Origin of the sequence: Archangium lansingense (genome assembly GCF_026626635.1) — a bacterium.
In the GTDB taxonomy this organism is placed as follows: Bacteria; Myxococcota; Myxococcia; order Myxococcales; family Myxococcaceae; genus Archangium; species Archangium lansingense.
The window spans coordinates 3826079-3842705 of sequence record NZ_JAPNKA010000001.1 but is presented as its reverse complement, the minus strand read 5'-3'; the positions used below and the strand labels follow the sequence as shown (position 1 = coordinate 3842705).

The following is a 16627-nucleotide window of genomic DNA, read 5'->3' as shown; positions in this document are numbered from 1 at the left end:
AAACACGACTGGGGGGTTGATGCAACAGGCGGAATTGCGAGTGGGTGACGAGGAGTCCTTCCTGCATCCCTCGGAGTTGGAGGAGGAGCTCCGTCAGGGGCGGCTGCCCTGCTCGGCCGAAGTCCGCTACGCGCCCTGGACGGGAACGGAGTTCGCCCGGCTCGAAACGATCGCGACACTGACCAGCGCCGTGGATGCACCAGCGGCCCGGGCGGCGGCGCGGCTGGCGAGGAGGCCCGTCCCGTGGGCCACCTCACTCCTGTGCCTGCTGCTGATCCTGGCCTTCTTCCTTGAGGTCTGGCTCAGCCAGCGGGGGCTGGAGCTCGCGAGGAGGGGTGCTGTCGGGTTCGAGTCGACCATCCTCGAGGCGGCCTGGTGGAGCGCGTGGACGGCGCCCTGGCTCCATGCCGACCTCCGGCACCTCGTCCTCAACCTGCCGCTCCTGGCCTACTGCTGCTTCCGGGTGGAGCGCGTGCTGGGCATGACGGGGCTGGTGCAGGTGCTGCTCGGAGCGAGCCTGGGGGCGGCGCTGCTCCTCGTCCCCTTCTCGGCACTGCCGGCCGTGGGTTCGTCGTCGCTGGCCTTCGGCGCCTGGGGTGCCCAGCTCGGCCTGGGGTTGCGGCTGAAAGAGGCCATCCCGAGCAACCAGCGCAGCGCCTACGGCTGGCGCTCCTACATCCTGTGCGCCTTCTTCCTGATGCCCGGCTTTTCGGCTCCGAACGTCTCGGTGCTGGCCCATGTCGGCGGCTACTTCGGAGGCCTGGCCGTATCGTTGTGGGTCCTCCCGGAGACGCTGGCGCCTCGCACGGGCCTGGGCCTCACGCGGCTCCGCGCGCTGGGCGTCTGCCTGGGCCTGCTGGCGCTCCCGGCGGGGCTGGCGTGGCTGCTGGCCTCGTCGCCGACGCTGCTGTGCGCCCTGAACCGGCCTGGCGGAGTCCCCAAGCACGGGCTGGAGCTGTCGCTCTGCTGGCGCATGGCCAAGCACCCGGGCTCGCTCGCGGGGCTGGACGCGTGGCAGGTGGGTCCGAGCTCCGACAGTGCCCTCTTCGCCGCCTCTCATCTGCTCCGACAGCCGGATGAGCTGGATCCCGAGCTACTGCAGCAGGACTGGGAGCGCCGGCTGGGAGAATCCGTCATCCCGAGCGAGCTCCCGGCCCTGCAGGAGGGCTGGCGGGCCTGGACGTTCACTGCGAAGAACCGCCGCGTTTTCGAGCAAGCGCGCGTGGAGGGAGCCCGGATCTACCGGATCGGCTGGTACACGCAGCGCACCATGGCGCCGCCCCGCGAGGCCTTCTACGAGGCCGCGTTGAGAACCGTCCGACTGTCCGAATCGGCGGAGCTCAAGGGCCGACGGGAAGCGTGGTCGAAGCAACAGAATGCTCCGCAGCGCGCCTACGAGTATGCCGCGGCCTTGCAGGAGGTCGGGCGCTACGAGGAGGCCCTGGCGATCTTCTCAGGGCTGGAGACCCGCGAGGATGGGTGGGAGTGGGAATCCACTCGGGCCCGCTTCCAGCTCTGCTCCACGCATCCTCGCCTGGCGGCGTGCTCGGGCGCCTGGCGCGAGGACTGGTTGAAGAAGGCGGAGCTGGAGGATGTCGAGATCCGCGTGCCGGCCATCCGGTGGCTGGTGGCCGAAGGCCGCTGCGCGGAGGCCCAGGAGCAGGCGCTCCAGCTGAAGGGCCTGCCCGAAGTGGAGCCCGACGAGGTCAAAGAAGCCCTGGGCACCTGCGAGGCACCGCACTCAGCGCTTCCGCGCTGACGGATTCATGACGCCGTTGCCCCGCTGTTTGCCTTGACACCTAACACCCAAGTTTCGATTCCTATGCGTGGGGTCAAATGAAGCATCTTCCAAAGAAGCGCGAGGCCGTGGTCGAGGGTCAGAAACTGACGTACACGATGGTTGGGCAAGGAGCGCCGGCCATCGTGCTGCTCAACGGCGCCGGTGGCCCGCTCGAAGGCTGGTACAGGCTCTATCCGGAGATTGAGAAGCTCGGCACGGTCGTGGCGTACGACCGCCCGGGCGTAGGCGGAAGCCCACGTCCTTTGGAGCCGCAGACTGGCCATACAGTCGTGCGTACCTTGTGGAACCTCCTGCGCGAGCTGGGCGTCAAGCCACCCTACGTGTTGGTCGGCCATTCGTTCGGCGGCCTGCATGCGAACCTCTTCGCCCGGCTGTATCCCAATGATGTTGCTGGCGTCGTATTCCTCGAAGCGGCTGCGCCCGACGACATTGGGATGATGAAGACCCATCAGTCGACGGCCCAGCGCATCGTCAACGGCATGCTCAACCTCTTCTCGCGCCCTGATCCCAACGACGAGGTGAGCAACGAGCAACAGACGGTCACGCAGCTCAACGCAGCGGCTGCGTTCCCGAACGTTCCCCTCTGCGTGATATCGGGTGGGAAGACACCTCCGGGCTGGATGTCTTCGCCACAGGCGTTGCAGCTTCGTGCGCAGCATCAGGACGCGCTCGCGCGTCTGTCGCCACGAGGCCACCAAATCATCGCCAGCGGCAGCGGCCATTTCCCGCAGATGACCGAGCCTGGAGTTGTGATTCAAGCCATTGAGAATGTAGTGAAAGCTGCTCGCGCCGAGAGCCAGTCCCCCAGTCATCAGCGCACACCTGCATCCATTGGGTGACATGGGGGACCGGTGGTGTGGCTCTCCTGAAACTCAAAGTGCGGGTCCACTGTCTGATTTATGTGCACCCTGCCCGAGATTCGGACAATCCGAGTGTGCGTTCACAACCCCTTGAGCCAACGGACAATTCACCAGGGAACGTCAGGGCTCTTTACAAAATTCTTAGGAGAGCTGGCTCATCCATGCTCCGGTGCTAGTCGGGTATGCCTGCTAAATTCTTGTTTTCTCGTGTGCCGGGGTGCTGGCCCGAAGGTTGCTGATGCGAAGAATGCGCAGTCGCGGCTGGTCACCCCAGGCGGCAGCGTTCAACCCCGTGTAGTCCCCGGAAAAGGAAGCCTCCATGCGTAAGCTTTCCATGGCGTTGCTGGCTGGTGTTGCTCTCGTCGGTTGTGGCGTCGAGCAGAGCGAGAACGAGGAGATCATCTCCAACCTGGTCGAGGCCGGCTTCCCCGCCAACGACATCATGGTCGTCGACAATGCCGTGTACGTGGGTCGCGACGCTCACGTGACCCTCGAGGCGTCCCGCGAGATGCTCCAGCCCGGCAAGGAGAGCGCGGAGCAGTACCGGACGACCAATCTCATGAGCGGCATCACGAAGATCTGCGTCGTCCCCACCTCCCAGTTCAACAGCTACAGCCGCCTCAGCGCGGGGCTCGATCTGGCCATCGAGAACTACAACAGCCAGGGGCTCTCCTTCACCATGGTGCGGGGCTCGGCCTCCGACTGCAGCGCGACCATCAGCGCGAAGACCACGACCGGCACCGGCGGCTCCGCTGGTTTCCCCAAGGGCGGCAAGCCCTACGGCACCATCAACATCGGCACCGGGCTGCAGAGCTACAGCGATGACGTGAACGAGCACGTCATCACCCACGAGCTCGGCCACTGCATCGGCTTCCGCCACTCGGACTACTACGATCGGTCCATCAGCTGCGGCGGCTCCGCCGCCAACGAGGGCGCCTCGAACGTGGGTGCCATCCACATCCCCGGCACGCCGACCACGGCCTCGCGGGGTGGGTCGATCATGAACTCCTGCTTCAGCTCGTCCGAGACCGGCGAGTGGACCAGCTCCGACCGCACCGCGCTGGCCTACCTCTACTGAGAGCAGGCGTTACAGCCCCCTGGTCCGTCTAGGACTCTGGGGGCCCAATCCTCGCGGGCACCGTACTCCCGGGCGTTTCGGCCTGAGGAACTGCGGTGCCCGCGGCTTTTCAGGCCTGCGGGAATCCGAAGAGGCCGGAGGTGGGCAGCCGCTGGATGTGCTGCCCTCCCCCGCGTCCGGTCACCCGAAGGCTGGCGTCACTTCTGGCCGCCGAGCCACGAGCCCCACCGCACGAGCCGCGTGCCGCCCTCGGACTCACGCTTGCCACCGGCGACCACGCGCTCGGCGCTGTTGGAGAGCGACTGGAAGCGCGCCTCATAGGGCAGGCCCGCGAGCGACGGGGCCCACGGCTCGGCCGCGTAGGTATCCGAGAAGACGCGCTGGGTGCCCTCGACGTTCTCGGTGCGCTGCTCGGTCAGGGCGGACACGTTGCGGTCCTCCGCGGTGAAGGTGCCACGGGTGCCGGACGCAGCGGTGGCGGGAGGCCAATCCCCCGAGGACAGCACATCCCAGGGCAGGCTCATCAGCACCTCCTCGAGGGGCTCCGGCGTGGCCTGGGAGAAGTCGGAGCAAGGGGCGGCGTTGGTGTCGATGGGGCCCTCGGCGCGAAGGATGTAGCCGCGCTCGGCGGCGAAGCACACGCGCTGCACGCTGGGAGAGGGACCCACGTCCACGCGCCGGTCGTAGTACGCGCCCGGACCCAGGGGCCGCTCCAGCGCGGGCACCGAGGCGTTGGCACCGGCCGAGCCCTCGCGGAACTCGCGCAGCGTCAGCTTGACGCCGCCCGGGAGGTGGAAGCCGGACGCCTCGGTGCTCGCCTCGAGCAGGCCGTGGGTGAGGTAGAGCGGGCCCGGCTCGTTGGCGTACACGCGCGCGCTCAGGGGGCCATCCACGGGGCGCTGGTCGCTGACGTAGCGCGTGGCCTCCCAGGTGCGGCCCGCGCTGGAGGGCTTCTCGGCGGAGGCCTCGCCCGCGTGGGGCACGTCGAGCGGGCGCGTCGTGTCCGCGCGCACGGGGAGGACGAGGTCCTGTGCCAGCCGCGGGTGGGCCAGGGGCTTGCCGGCCTCGTCGGTGTAGGCCAGGCGCACCCAGACCCAAGGCTGCTGCACGGCCACCACCTCCAGCGTCAGCAGACCGCCAAGAGTGCGCGCGGTGCCGCCACCGCCGCGAGGCTCGGGACCCTGAGTCGCGGAGAAGGAGTAGGTGACCCGGTCGCCCACGCTGGCGCGCTTCCAGGCGTCAGCGGCCTGCATGGGAGTGGTCTCCTGGGCCTGGGTGTCGGAAGGGGAAGGGCTGCTCGACTTCGTGCTCTCGCAGCCTGGAAGGAAGGACAGGGCCGCGCCCAGCAGCGCGGCGATGGGGAAGGAGGAGTGGCGCATATGCATGTGCGACTTGATACACCGGGAGTGTATTCACGCCCATCTTTCGCCGGAGCCGCGAGCAGGTGTTACCGCGCACCCAAGATGATGCGGGAAGGTGCCGGCATGCGCGCTGTACCCGTATCGGCTCGGCCTCTCTGGGCTGAAAGGAAGACACGGGACCGGGGATGCACATCCTCGTGGCAATGCTGCACCGCGCCAGAGGTGTACCCGCTCCATCACGGGTGGTGTGGCGCTCCTGAAACCCGGGGCGTGGACCCGCTGTCCGATTGATGAGCACCCCGTCCGAGATTCGGACAGCTCAAGTGCTATGCGCACAAACACTTGTGACCACAAATATTTCAGCACAAAACGTCAGAGCGTTTTACAAAAAGCCTCGAGGCGGCCGGTGCATCCGTGCTCCAAGGCCAATCTTGCGTTGCCAACCAAGTCCTTGTTTTTCCGGTGTGTCCGGGTGTTGGCCCGAGGGTTGCTCATGGGAAGGGGCGCGCGGTCGCGGTTGGTGACCCCAGGCGACAGCGTCCAACCCCCTGTAGTCCCCCGAAAAGGAAGCCTCCATGCGTAAGCTTTCCATGGCGTTGCTGGCTGGTATTGCCCTCGTCGGTTGTGGTGGCGAGCAGAACGAGAACCAGGAGATCGTCTCCAACCTGGTCGAGGCCGGCTTTCCGGCTGACGACATCATGGTCGTCGACAATGCCGTGTTCGTGGGTCGCGACGCTCACGTGACCCTCGAGGCCTCCCGCGAGATGCTCCAGACCGGCAATGAGACCGTCGAGCAGTACCGGACTACCAATCTCATGAGCGGCATCACGAAGATTTGTATCAACCCCACCTCCACGTTCAACAGCTACAGCCGTCTGAGCGCGGGCCTTGATGCGGCCATTGCCAACTACAACAACCTGGGCCTCTCCTTCACCATGGTGCGTGGCCCGTCCACCGGCTGCAGCGCGAACATCACCGCGACGACCATGTCCGGCGCCGGCGGCTCCGCGGGCTTCCCCTCGGGTGGCAAGCCCTACGGCACCATCAACATCGGCACCGGCCTGCAGAGCTACAGCGCGGGCGTGAACAAGCACGTCATCAGCCACGAGCTCGGCCACTGCATCGGCTTCCGTCACTCTGACTACTACAACCGCTCCATCAGCTGCGGCGGCGCCGCCACCAACGAGGGCACCGCCGGCGTGGGCGCCATCCTCATCCCCGGCACGCCCAGCACGGCCACGTCGGGCGGCTCGGTCATGAACTCCTGCTTCAGCTCGAGCTCGACCGGCACCTGGACCAGCTCTGACCGCACCGCGCTGAACTACCTGTACTGAGAGCTGGCGCTTCAGCCCCCGAGTCCAGTCCTGGCTCTGTGGGGTGCGATTCTCGCGGGCACCGGTCTCCTGGGCTTCACGGCCTGTGAGCCTCCGGTGCCCGCGGCTCCGCGGGTCTGCCACTGTAGTGTGTTGGCAGACATTTCCTTGCTTCCTGCCCAAGCCAGATTCGCCCCGACAATCCCATGCGCATCATCGGCAGTGAGGCCCCCTGAAACCCGGGGTGTGGGCCTACTGTCCGATTGATGAGCACCCCGTCCGAGACTCGGACGGTCTGGATGTCGTGCGCGCAACCCATTGAGCCAACGGACAATTCACCAGGAAACGTCAGGACTCTTTACAAGAAGTCCCAGGACGGCCGGTACATCCCTGCTCCAGGGCTAATCTTGCATTGCCAGCTAAGTCCCTGTTTTCCGGCGTCTCCAACTCTTGGCCCAAGGGTTGCTCATGGGAAAGGACGCGCGGTCGCGGCTGGTGACCCCAGGCGACAGCGTCCAACCCCCTGTAGTCCCCCGAAAAGGAAGCCTCCATGCGTAAGCTTTCCATGGCGTTGCTGGCTGGTATTGCCCTCGTCGGTTGTGGTGGCGAGCAGAACGAGAACCAGGAGATCGTCTCCAACCTGGTCGAGGCCGGCTTTCCGGCTGACGACATCATGGTCGTCGACAATGCCGTGTTCGTGGGTCGCGACGCTCACGTGACCCTCGAGGCCTCCCGCGAGATGCTCCAGACCGGCAATGAGACCGTCGAGCAGTACCGGACTACCAATCTCATGAGCGGCATCACGAAGATTTGTATCAACCCCACCTCCACGTTCAACAGCTACAGCCGTCTGAGCGCGGGCCTTGATGCGGCCATTGCCAACTACAACAACCTGGGCCTCTCCTTCACCATGGTGCGTGGCCCGTCCACCGGCTGCAGCGCGAACATCACCGCGACGACCATGTCCGGCGCCGGCGGCTCCGCGGGCTTCCCCTCGGGTGGCAAGCCCTACGGCACCATCAACATCGGCACCGGCCTGCAGAGCTACAGCGCGGGCGTGAACAAGCACGTCATCAGCCACGAGCTCGGCCACTGCATCGGCTTCCGTCACTCTGACTACTACAACCGCTCCATCAGCTGCGGCGGCGCCGCCACCAACGAGGGCACCGCCGGCGTGGGCGCCATCCTCATCCCCGGCACGCCCAGCACGGCCACGTCGGGCGGCTCGGTCATGAACTCCTGCTTCAGCTCGAGCTCGACCGGCACCTGGACCAGCTCCGACCTCACCGCGCTGAACTACCTGTACTGAGAAATGGCGCGACACCCCGCTAGTGCAGTGCTGACTCTGTGGGGTTCGCTCCTCGCGGGCACCGGTCTCCTGGGCTTCACGGCCTGTGAGCCTCCGGTGCCCGTGGATCCTCAGGTGTGCGAGGATCCGAAGCCTCTGAAGGTGGGCAGCCTCTCGCAGTGCGGCCCGACCGCCGATTTCACCCCCATCAACAGCTACCAGGGCGAGTTCGCCGACGTCCAGGACAGGGAAGACGCCGTTGTCCTGATTGACGGGCGCTGCACCGGAACGCTGATTGAAGCGAGCGCAGGTCCGGTAGTCATCACCGCGGGTCATTGCGTCGGGCTTGGTGACCGAGCGCTGCTTGTCTTCAACTTCGAAGACCAGCCCGATGGCGACCCCCTGATAACCGAGGGCACTGTCATCGAGCAATCGCCCGAACCTGACTATGCCCTCATCCAGCTCGATGAGCGTCCTGCGGTCACGCCAGTCTTGCTGACGACCCAGGCCAGCGAGCGGTTGGCCATCATCCAGCATCCCCGGGGCAAGCCCAAAGCCATCGCCGAAGGCAGGTACCTGGACTCGTGTAATCAGCTTGTCTACTACGCGGACCTCGACACCCTGGTAGGCAGCTCCGGCGCTGGCGTCCTCAACCGTCAAGGCTACCTGCTGGGCATCCACACCGACGGCGATTGCGACGAGCGCGGCCGCGGCGCCAACAGGGGCTGGACCTCGCAAGCGATTGTCGACGCATCCCCTTACCTGCTTCCCTCCGACATCGCTGACCGCTGAGGGCACTCGAGGCCAGGCGGAGCAGGTGCGGCGGAAACCGCCCTCCCCCACCTTGTCGCAAGCGTGAGGGTTTACCGAGCCACCGGCTGGTACCGCTCCACCACTTTGGAGCCCACAGCCCCATGGCTGTTCCCCGCCTCCAAGCTCCCGCCCACCACGTACACCGCGTCGCCCACCGCCACGGCGCGCGCGTAGTTGCGGGCAGTGGGCATGGGCGGAGCGTTGACCCAGCCGTCCGCGCCCAGACGCAGCACCGTGGCGAGGTTGCGGCCCAGGGCCTGCGACTCCCCGCCAAAGACGTGCAGCGCGCCGCGGTACACGACAGCGCCGTGAGTGCCACGGGGCTCGAGCTCCGGGCCGGGCGTCCAGCGGTCGGCCGCGGCGTCGTACACGTCCACCAGGCCAAAGTCGGACCGGCCGCTGCTCCCGCCCACGAGGTGGGCGCAGGCACCGTCGCACAGGAGGACAACAGCACGGCACAGAGCAGGGACGGCAGCAGGATGGGGCGCTGCGGCATGGCGGACATCCGAGACGGGCGCGCGGGCCAACCCCGCTCGCGCGGCCGAATTCCCGCGCGTTGCGGTGTCGAAGAGCTGCAACTCACCGTCGGCCACCTTCGTCCAACCCTCTCACCCCACAATAAACTTCGAGCCCATCCACTCAAACCCAACCATCGCGAGACAGCAACGACTGTTCTTGACTTATCAATACCAACCCAGCATTGTGCACAGGCCTGACGGGTCAAACACATCCGGCCGGCAATTCAATGAAAGGGTAATGGGAATGGCCACAAAGACAGGTTCGCGGCTCGTGATTTCCACTCTCGCCATGGCGGCACTGTGGGCCGCGCCAGCCGGTGCGGATCAGGATGCCTGCTATGAGGAACTCAATTACTGCATAGAGCGGGCAAACCAAGAGCCGGTGGATTGGATTCGGGACTACAAGCTTCAAGACTGCCATGGCTGGTTCTACGTCTGCATGGGAACGACCAACTGTGGCGACAACTACTGTGACATGAACTGGGAGACCAGTTATTACTGCCCGGCGGACTGCCACTAGTCCCTGTGCCGGTTGGTCAGAGAGGGGGGCACCCTCCCCCTCAACGGCGACCGACCTCGCGGAGACGCGGTTATTGCTGGAACAGCTTCCCACGGATATTTCCAGTTTTATTGGTTAATCCGAATTGGATATGGCTGACAGGTAGAATGCCCTAGAGTCTGTCGTCCGCCCCGACGGATCCCATGCCGGGACCGTGGGAAGAACCGCTTCAGGACTCGAGGGAAACGAACATGTTCAAGAGAGCGGCAGTCTTCGTGGTGAGCTGTGGCGCGTTACTGGCTGGCTGCGGTACCGACCCCCAGGTCGAGAACCAGGAGATCATCTCCAACCTGATCGAGTCCGGCATTCCGGCCGACGACATCAGGGTTGTCGAGGATGCCGTGTACGTGGGGAACGACGCTCACGTGACCCTCGAAGCCTCCAGGGAGATGCTGCAGCGCGGCGAGTCGAGCAAAGAGCTGGTCTACACGACCAATCTCGTCAGCACCAGCGTGACGAAGATCTGCATCAATCCCACCTCCTCGTTCAACAGCTACACCCGCCTCAGCCAGGGCCTCGATATGGCCATCGCCAACTACAACGCCCTGGGGCTCCGCATCACCTTCATGCGAGGCCCATCCACCGGATGCAGCGCGAACATCACCGCGACGACCATGGCCGGCACCGGTGGCTCCGCGGGCTTCCCCTCGGGCGGCAAGCCCTACGGCACCATCAACATCGGCACCGGCCTGAACAGCTACAACGTTGACGTGAACGAGCACGTCATCACCCACGAGATTGGCCACACCATCGGTCTCCGCCATTCGGACTACTACAACCGGTCCATCAGCTGCGGCGGCGCCGCCACCAACGAAGGAACCGCAGGCGTGGGTGCCATTCTCATCCCTGGGACCCCGACGCCTACACCGGGGGGCTCGATCATGAACAGCTGCTACCCGCCTGATACAAACGGCGAGTTCACCAGCTCTGACATCACCGGGTTGCAGTACATCTACTGAGAGCTGATGCGACAGCCCCTCTGGCCTGCTTGTCCAGCCAACGCCGGCCCAGGGAGGTATCCAACTCGCCCTCACCCAGCAGGTGCCCGTGCTCGCGGTACACAGCGAGCCGCTCGGCCAGGGTCAGAGCAGGAGCGAGGAACGGAGAAACACTGTGGGTGAAGAAATCGGGCCTCGCTGCACAGCAACCCCGCGCCCGATAAACCTCGATTCTCTCGACGACTCCGTGCACCTCGACATGCGCCTCAGGTTTGACAAAGCCCTACGATGGGTCTCCCACCCGGCGGCAACTTCCACCGCCCCCAAGGAGACCAGGTATGAGCGCTGCGCCACTAGACGCGCCCGCCGTCCACCCCACCGCGGCCATTGGTCAGGGCTACAACCCGTTCGATCCCGCCTTCCAGAACAACCCCTACCCCTTCTATGCCCGTGCACGGAGCGAGGCTCCCGTCGCCTATTGCCCGCAGTTCAACGCCTGGCTCGTGACGAGCCATGAGCTGATCAGCCGTGTCCTGAAGAGTCCGACCCTCTTCTCCTCGCTCCACAACCTGGACAACCCGGTGGTCCTGCCCGCGGAGATCGAGGCCGTGCTCGCAACGGGCCACTACCCCCTCGCGCCGGGCTTGTTCAACAACGACCCGCCGGGCCATACCCGCGTGCGTGCGCTGTTCAGCAAGGCCTTCACCGCCCAGCGTGTCGCGGAGATGGAAGCGGGCATCCGGACGTTGACCGAGGGCCTCGTCGAGCAGTTCGCCCGTCAGGGTCACGTCGACCTGGTGGAGGCCCTGGCCCATCCCCTGCCCATGACCGTGATTGCCGACCTGCTGGGCGTGCCACGTGAGGACATGCGCCGCGTCAAGCAGTGGCACGACACCTGGATGACGCTCTTCAGCCCGCAGACGCCATTGGAGGGTCAGCGTGCCGCGGCCCAAAGCTGCGTCGACTACCAGAACTACTACGCTGGCCTGCTCGCGGACCGTGCCGCCCATCCCACCGGAGACCTGACGACGGCGCTCGTCCAAGCCCGGGCGGACGGCGAGCATCCCTTCACGACCGCGGAGATGATTTCACAGATGATGATTCTGCTGAGCGCGGGCCACGAGACGACAACGAGCCTCATCAGCAGCCTGCTGTACAACCTGTTGCGGAACCCCGAGCAATGGCAGGCGGTACGGGATGACCCGAAGCTGCTCGAGGCGGCCATCGAGGAGACCGTGCGCTTTACCTCGCCGGTGCAGATGGAGCCCCGCGTCACCAAGGAAGCCACCGAGCTGGGCGGAGTCGAGCTCCCCCAAGGTGCGCGCCTGAACATCGTCTACGGCGCGGGCAACCGCGATGAGCGAGCGTTCGCAGACCCGGAGACCTTCAACGTCCATCGTCCGCAAGTGAGCCGACACATCGGCTTTGGCTGGGGCATCCACTTCTGCATTGGTGCGCCCCTGGCCCGCCTCGAGGCCCGCGTCGCCTTCGAGGTGCTCCGCGAGCGGCTGCCCCACCTGCGCCTCGCGCCCGGCTTCATCCCCGAGTACGAGCCCAGCTTCTTCTTCCGTGCGCTGAAGAAGCTGGAGCTCGTCTGGGACAGCTAGGCTGAAGGCCAAGACTCGGGTGCGCTACCGCAGTGCCCGTTCGGCCTCGTCCGCGGCTCGCAGGTCCTCCTGGAGCCGCGCTCGAGCCTCGTCGGACAAGGGGCGTTGCCGCAGTTCGGTGAGCGCGGCGCTCGCGCGCTCCTTGTCACCCAAATCCACGGCCAGCTCGGCACGGGCAGCGAGCGCCCGGACCCGGTCCTCCTCGCTGGAGGGCTCCTGGCGTGCAAGCGCCACGTCGAGCACCTTGGCCGCCGCTTCGAGATCTCCCTTGAAGTCGCGCAGGTGAGCGGCAGCGTCGAGCGCCTTTGCCAGCCGCGACCGAGAGCCCTCTTCGGACACGGCGGCGGGCGCCTCCCGCTTGACGAATCGAATCCAGTTGCCCGCCGGGTCCACCACGTTGAACCGGGGCTGCCCCTTACGCAACCGCGCGAGCCGCGGACGGCCCGAGTGGGGAAGCTTTCCGTAGGCGCGCTTCAGTCCCTCGGCGAAGGCCTGGTGCAGAGACTCCACCTCTGGCACCACCACCAGGCACGTGCTGTACGACGCATCCGGATCCAGCCCCTTGAGCACGAAGAAGTGCAGCTCGACGCCGCCCCGGCGGACCACCGCGTAGACGTTCGGCGAGGCCTGCCGGTACGTGACGTCGAAGCCCAGGGCCTCGTAGAAGGCCAACGTCTCGTTGATGGCGACGCAGGGAAGAATGGGAATGGTCGTCTCGGCTGTCGTCATACATCCTCCTCGAGGCGCTGCCTCGTCTGACGCAAGCCCTCGAGGGCCGCCCGCAGGTGTCGAAGCGTCACCTTCCCTCCGAGCCGGTTCGCCCAGGTGGCATGGCGTGCCTCCACCGCGCGCAATGCCTCGCGTCCCCGAGGAGTCATCGACACGAGCTTCGCGCGGCGGTGGCGCGGGTTCTCGAGGTACTCGATGAACCCGTCCTTCTCCAGGGCATCCGCTGTCTGCTGCACGCTCTGGCGGGTGAGCCCCATGGTCCGGGCAATGTCCGCCACCGGGACATCACCGTGATCCACCACGCCAAGCACCTGCCAGCGCGCACTGCTGAGCCCGAAGGGCTCCGTCAGGCGGTCACCCGCCTCCAGCAGCAACCCATTGACGCGAAAGACCTCGAGGAGCAACTCGGTGAAGGCCTCCCCTTCCTCGGTTGGCTTGCCCATATGACAGGTTTCTGTCATTTTGACAGGCACCTGTCAACTTCGCGGATCACGTGAAGACGTCGGAGACCAGCCGGCCCTGCTTTTCCATGTCCGCGAGCCATCCCGTGGTTTCCTCCGCGGAGCAGCCCACGGCCTCTTGGTGGATCCGCGCGAGCGTCTCCCGGACCGCGGGCGCCATGTGCTGGCCATCCCCGCAGATGAAGAACAGGGCTCCCTGGTCGAGCAGCGCCTTCACCCGCTCACGTTCCTTCCAGAGCCGGTGCTGTACGAAGGTCACGTCACCGTCGGGTTGGCGGAAGAAGGCAGGCAGCACCTTCACCGCGCCCTCCTGCTCCCACTTCGCCAACTCCTCCCGGTAGAGGAAGTCCACGTCCGGGTGGTCGCAGCCGAAGAAGAGCAACGACGGCCCGGCCGACTCTCCTCTCGCGTGGCGCAGGGCTCGCTCCTGGAGGAAGCCCCGGAAGGGCGCCAGTCCCGTGCCCGCGCCCACCAGGACAATGGGCGTCGCGTTCGAGGCGGGCGGGTGGAAGGGCACGTTCGGTGTGCGTACCGCGACCGCTGCCTGCTGCCCGGGGCGCAGCCGTGCGAGGTAGCTCGAGCACGTGCCGTGGAAACGGCCCTGGCCGGACCAGGCCTGCGCGTCCACCACCGCCACCGTCAACGTGCATTGCGTGGGATCCGCCAGGGGAGACGAGGACACCGAGTACTGCCGCACGCGCATGGCTGGCAGCAACTCGAGGAAGTCTCCGAAGGACAGGATGCACGAGTCGTACTGCTCCAGCAGGTCCAGCACGCTCACGCGCTTGTCGAGGATCTCCTTCTTGTACCGTCCGGCGTCCTGAGCCAGCGCGGCCAGGTGCATCGCGTGCGGCGGGCACGGGTTCTTCTCCGCCAGCCGCTCCAGGTCCTTGCGCGTGGCGGGGGCCGACAGCTCCACGTGCCGACCCAGCAGCTCCTGCACCGACAGGGGCCTGCCCGTGGGGAGCGAGGAGGCCTGATCGCCTCGGGTCGAGCGCAGCACGACGGCGGCATCCGTGCGTACCCCGAAACGGCGCGCGGCTCGCTCCACGAGCTCCGGATGATTCTCCGGCAGCACGGCGAGGTAATCGCCCGCCGCGTACGTCACGCCCTCGGGCAGCTTGAACACGAGGTGCCGCTTGGAGCGCCCGAACGGCGACGTCATGTCGACGAGCTCGCGGTTCTCCACCAGCGTCGCCAGCTCGAGCTTGTTCTGTCTCACCAGTTCCACGCTGGCCGACGGCACCACCTCCACCGTGAAGAGAGGACCGGAAGCCACCTCGCGCGAGGACACGCCGAGCGCCGTGCCCACTCCCTCCCAGAAAGGGGCGTACCAGTGCTCGAACTCCCCGAAGAAGTCCGCCCGCGCATCCGCCTCGCCGCGCGCGAGGAGCCGCTGGGCTCCCGCGGCGCTCAGCCGCTCGTCGATTAGCCTGGGGACCGCCTGGTAGGTTTCACCCCAGTCCCGGTTGCCGCAGCCGAACACGGCGTAGCGCACGCCCTTCAGCGAGCCCTCGGAGAGGTGGGAGACCCAGGTGTGGAACGCGCGCGCGTTGTCCGGCGGCTTTCCGTTGTAGGACGCCGTCACGATGATGACCGCCCCCTCCTTGGGCAGCTTTCCGGTGGCCTCATCCAGTGGCGCCACCTTCGCCGAGTAGCCGCGTGCGAGCCCATCACTCGCGATGCGCCGGGCGAACGCCTCGGAGGCACCTGAGTTGGAGCCGTAGAGCAGCAGCAGGGACGTACCATGCGCGGCCGTCTTCTCCGGCGGCTGGGACACGGGCGCCACAGGGCGGGGCGTGGGCCGGGCCGCGAGTGGACGAGAGGCGGGCTTGCGCTCGCGAACGCGGAGCTTGAGTCCATCGGGCTTGAGCGTGAGCGTCTCGCGGATGCGGAGCTCGTACGGCTCGGGCTCGGAGAGATGGAAGCGCTGCAGGATCATGCCGAGCACGAGCGTGGCCTCCTGGATCGCGAAGGCCCGGCCGATGCACGCGCGCATCCCGTTCCCAAAGGGCTTCCACGCGTGCTGCGGGATGCTGTCGCGCACCTCGGGGGCAAAGCGCTCCGGGTCGAAGCGCTCGGGGTCCTTCCACACGGCCGGGTCGCGGTGCAGCATGGGGATGAGCACCAGGAGCGCATCGTCGGGCCCGACGGGGTAGCGCCCTCCCAGCAGGGTGTTGTGCGCCCGGGCGTGCAGGCTGAAGGCGGGCGCGGTGGGCCACAGGCGCAGCGTCTCGCGGAGAATCTGATCGATGTACTGCAACTGGGAGACCTGCTCGAAGCGCGGCGCCTCCGCGCCGAAGACCCGGTCCACCTCGGCCTGGGCCTTCTGGAGCACCTCGGGATGGTGCAGCATGAAGTAGAGGGCGAAGGACAACAGGCCGCTCGTCGTCTCATGGCCCGCGATGAGGAAGGTCACGAGCTGGTCGCGGATGTTGTCGTCATCCAGCCTCTCGCCCGAGAGCGGATCCGTCGCCTCGAGCATGAGGCTCAGGATGTCGCGTGGGGCCTCGTCGGGCCCTAGCGCACGGCGCTTCTCGATGAGCTGTTGCGTCAGCTCGCGCAGATAGCCGGTGTCGGCCTCGAACTGGCGCCGGGTGCGCACCATGAGCTGCGTCTGCACCGGCAGGCGCCGGGTGCGATTACCCGCCTCCTCCAGGGCGCGCACCATGGAATCGATGAAGGGGTGCAGCTGGGTCTGGTAGAAGGAGTTGAATCGGAAGGAGAAGCCGCACAACGCGATGGTGTCGAGTGTGAGCCGCGTCATGTCGTCGGACACATGGATGTCCGTCTCGGGACCGAAGCGCGCCCAGCGGGTGAGCATCTGGTCGGCCACGTCGAGCATGCCGTCGTGGTAGTTGCGCATGGCCGCGGGGCTGAAGGCGGGCATCAACAGGCGGTGGGCCTTGCCCCACTTGGGGTCCTCCGACCCCACGGTGAAGAGGCCTTCGCCTCCCAACTCGCGGAGGTGCATGAGCGCCTGGGTCACCATCTTCTCGAAGCGCGTCTCGTCACAGGCGTCCGCCACCAGCTCGTACGAGCTGATCAGCTGGATGGACGCTCCCCCCGGGAACGACAGCCGGAAGATGGGCCCGAACTCGCGTGCGAGCTTCATCATGTTCTGCAGGGGTGTTTCGAAGCCTACATCAGGCGCGTTACCCAGGATGGGGCGAGGGCGCGGCTGGGGGATGTTCATGGACAGGGTGGGTTTGCTCATGGGAAGTCAGTGGAAGTCCGAGCCCATGAATAGTGAACCGCTGGCGAGAGCGAAATTCGCATCTGGCTCAGTTTTTGGAGACGC

The 16627-nt window shown here is 66.4% G+C and carries 14 protein-coding genes; 9 read left to right on the top strand and 5 right to left on the bottom strand.

All coding sequences use genetic code 11. The features are described from left to right. The first annotated feature begins 19 nt into the window (after window positions 1-19). The 3 genes from OV287_RS15645 to OV287_RS15635 all read left to right on the top strand — a co-directional run bounded on the left by OV287_RS15645 (window position 20) and on the right by OV287_RS15635 (window position 3739). Complete coding sequence (locus tag OV287_RS15645) at window positions 20-1759, top strand: rhomboid family intramembrane serine protease (RefSeq protein ID WP_267534819.1); 1740 nt, start codon at window positions 20-22, stop codon at window positions 1757-1759. 77 nt (window positions 1760-1836) lie between these two features. Further along, window positions 1837-2640 (top strand): alpha/beta fold hydrolase, encoded by an 804-nt coding sequence (locus OV287_RS15640; protein WP_267534818.1) that lies wholly within the window; start codon window positions 1837-1839, stop codon window positions 2638-2640. 340 nt (window positions 2641-2980) lie between these two features. Beyond that, window positions 2981-3739, top strand: a complete 759-nt coding sequence (locus tag OV287_RS15635) for a zinc-dependent metalloprotease (RefSeq protein ID WP_267534817.1) — start codon at window positions 2981-2983, stop codon at window positions 3737-3739. A 197-nt stretch (window positions 3740-3936) separates the two neighbouring features. On the opposite strand, the gene OV287_RS15630 is transcribed toward OV287_RS15635, so the two are convergent. After that, on the bottom strand, window positions 3937-5124 hold the full coding sequence (locus tag OV287_RS15630; RefSeq protein WP_267534816.1) for a DUF6068 family protein: 1188 nt from the start codon (window positions 5122-5124) through the stop codon (window positions 3937-3939). 551 nt (window positions 5125-5675) lie between these two features. Here OV287_RS15630 and OV287_RS15625 point away from each other — a divergent pair. From OV287_RS15625 to OV287_RS15615, 3 genes are all read left to right on the top strand, one after another. After that, entirely contained in the window at window positions 5676-6434 is a 759-nt protein-coding gene (locus tag OV287_RS15625) for a zinc-dependent metalloprotease (RefSeq protein ID WP_267534815.1), read from the top strand. A gap of 529 nt (window positions 6435-6963) precedes the next feature. Further along, the gene (locus OV287_RS15620; protein ID WP_267534814.1) at window positions 6964-7722 is read left to right on the top strand and encodes a zinc-dependent metalloprotease; all 759 of its coding nucleotides are present in this window, start codon (window positions 6964-6966) and stop codon (window positions 7720-7722) included. 3 nt (window positions 7723-7725) lie between these two features. Beyond that, window positions 7726-8493, top strand: coding sequence for a trypsin-like serine peptidase (locus tag OV287_RS15615; protein WP_267534813.1), 768 nt, complete (start codon window positions 7726-7728; stop codon window positions 8491-8493). A gap of 71 nt (window positions 8494-8564) precedes the next feature. Here the strand turns inward: OV287_RS15615 and OV287_RS15610 are convergent, their stop codons facing one another. Further along, entirely contained in the window at window positions 8565-9107 is a 543-nt protein-coding gene (locus tag OV287_RS15610) for a Kelch repeat-containing protein (RefSeq protein WP_267534812.1), read from the bottom strand. 307 nt (window positions 9108-9414) lie between these two features. Here OV287_RS15610 and OV287_RS15605 point away from each other — a divergent pair, with 307 nt between their 5' ends. The 3 genes from OV287_RS15605 to OV287_RS15595 all read left to right on the top strand — a co-directional run bounded on the left by OV287_RS15605 (window position 9415) and on the right by OV287_RS15595 (window position 12136). Further along, window positions 9415-9552 (top strand): hypothetical protein, encoded by a 138-nt coding sequence (locus OV287_RS15605; RefSeq protein ID WP_267534811.1) that lies wholly within the window; start codon window positions 9415-9417, stop codon window positions 9550-9552. Window positions 9553-9782: 230 nt separating this feature from the next. Then, complete coding sequence (locus OV287_RS15600; protein WP_267534810.1) at window positions 9783-10550, top strand: zinc-dependent metalloprotease; 768 nt, start codon at window positions 9783-9785, stop codon at window positions 10548-10550. 317 nt (window positions 10551-10867) lie between these two features. Then, complete coding sequence (locus OV287_RS15595) at window positions 10868-12136, top strand: cytochrome P450 (protein WP_267534809.1); 1269 nt, start codon at window positions 10868-10870, stop codon at window positions 12134-12136. Window positions 12137-12160: 24 nt separating this feature from the next. Here the strand turns inward: OV287_RS15595 and OV287_RS15590 are convergent, their stop codons facing one another. The 3 genes from OV287_RS15590 to OV287_RS15580 are packed head-to-tail and all read right to left on the bottom strand — an operon-like array spanning window position 12161 to window position 16543. Next, a complete protein-coding gene (locus OV287_RS15590; RefSeq protein ID WP_267534808.1) occupies window positions 12161-12865 on the bottom strand; it encodes a bleomycin resistance protein in 705 nt (234 codons plus the stop codon). Continuing rightward, window positions 12862-13308, bottom strand: a complete 447-nt coding sequence (locus OV287_RS15585; RefSeq protein WP_267534807.1) for a MarR family winged helix-turn-helix transcriptional regulator — start codon at window positions 13306-13308, stop codon at window positions 12862-12864. Before OV287_RS15585 ends, OV287_RS15590 begins: the two co-directional genes overlap by 4 nt. Window positions 13309-13354: 46 nt before the next feature. Then, entirely contained in the window at window positions 13355-16543 is a 3189-nt protein-coding gene (locus tag OV287_RS15580) for a bifunctional cytochrome P450/NADPH--P450 reductase (protein ID WP_267534806.1), read from the bottom strand. Window positions 16544-16627 lie beyond the last annotated feature (84 nt).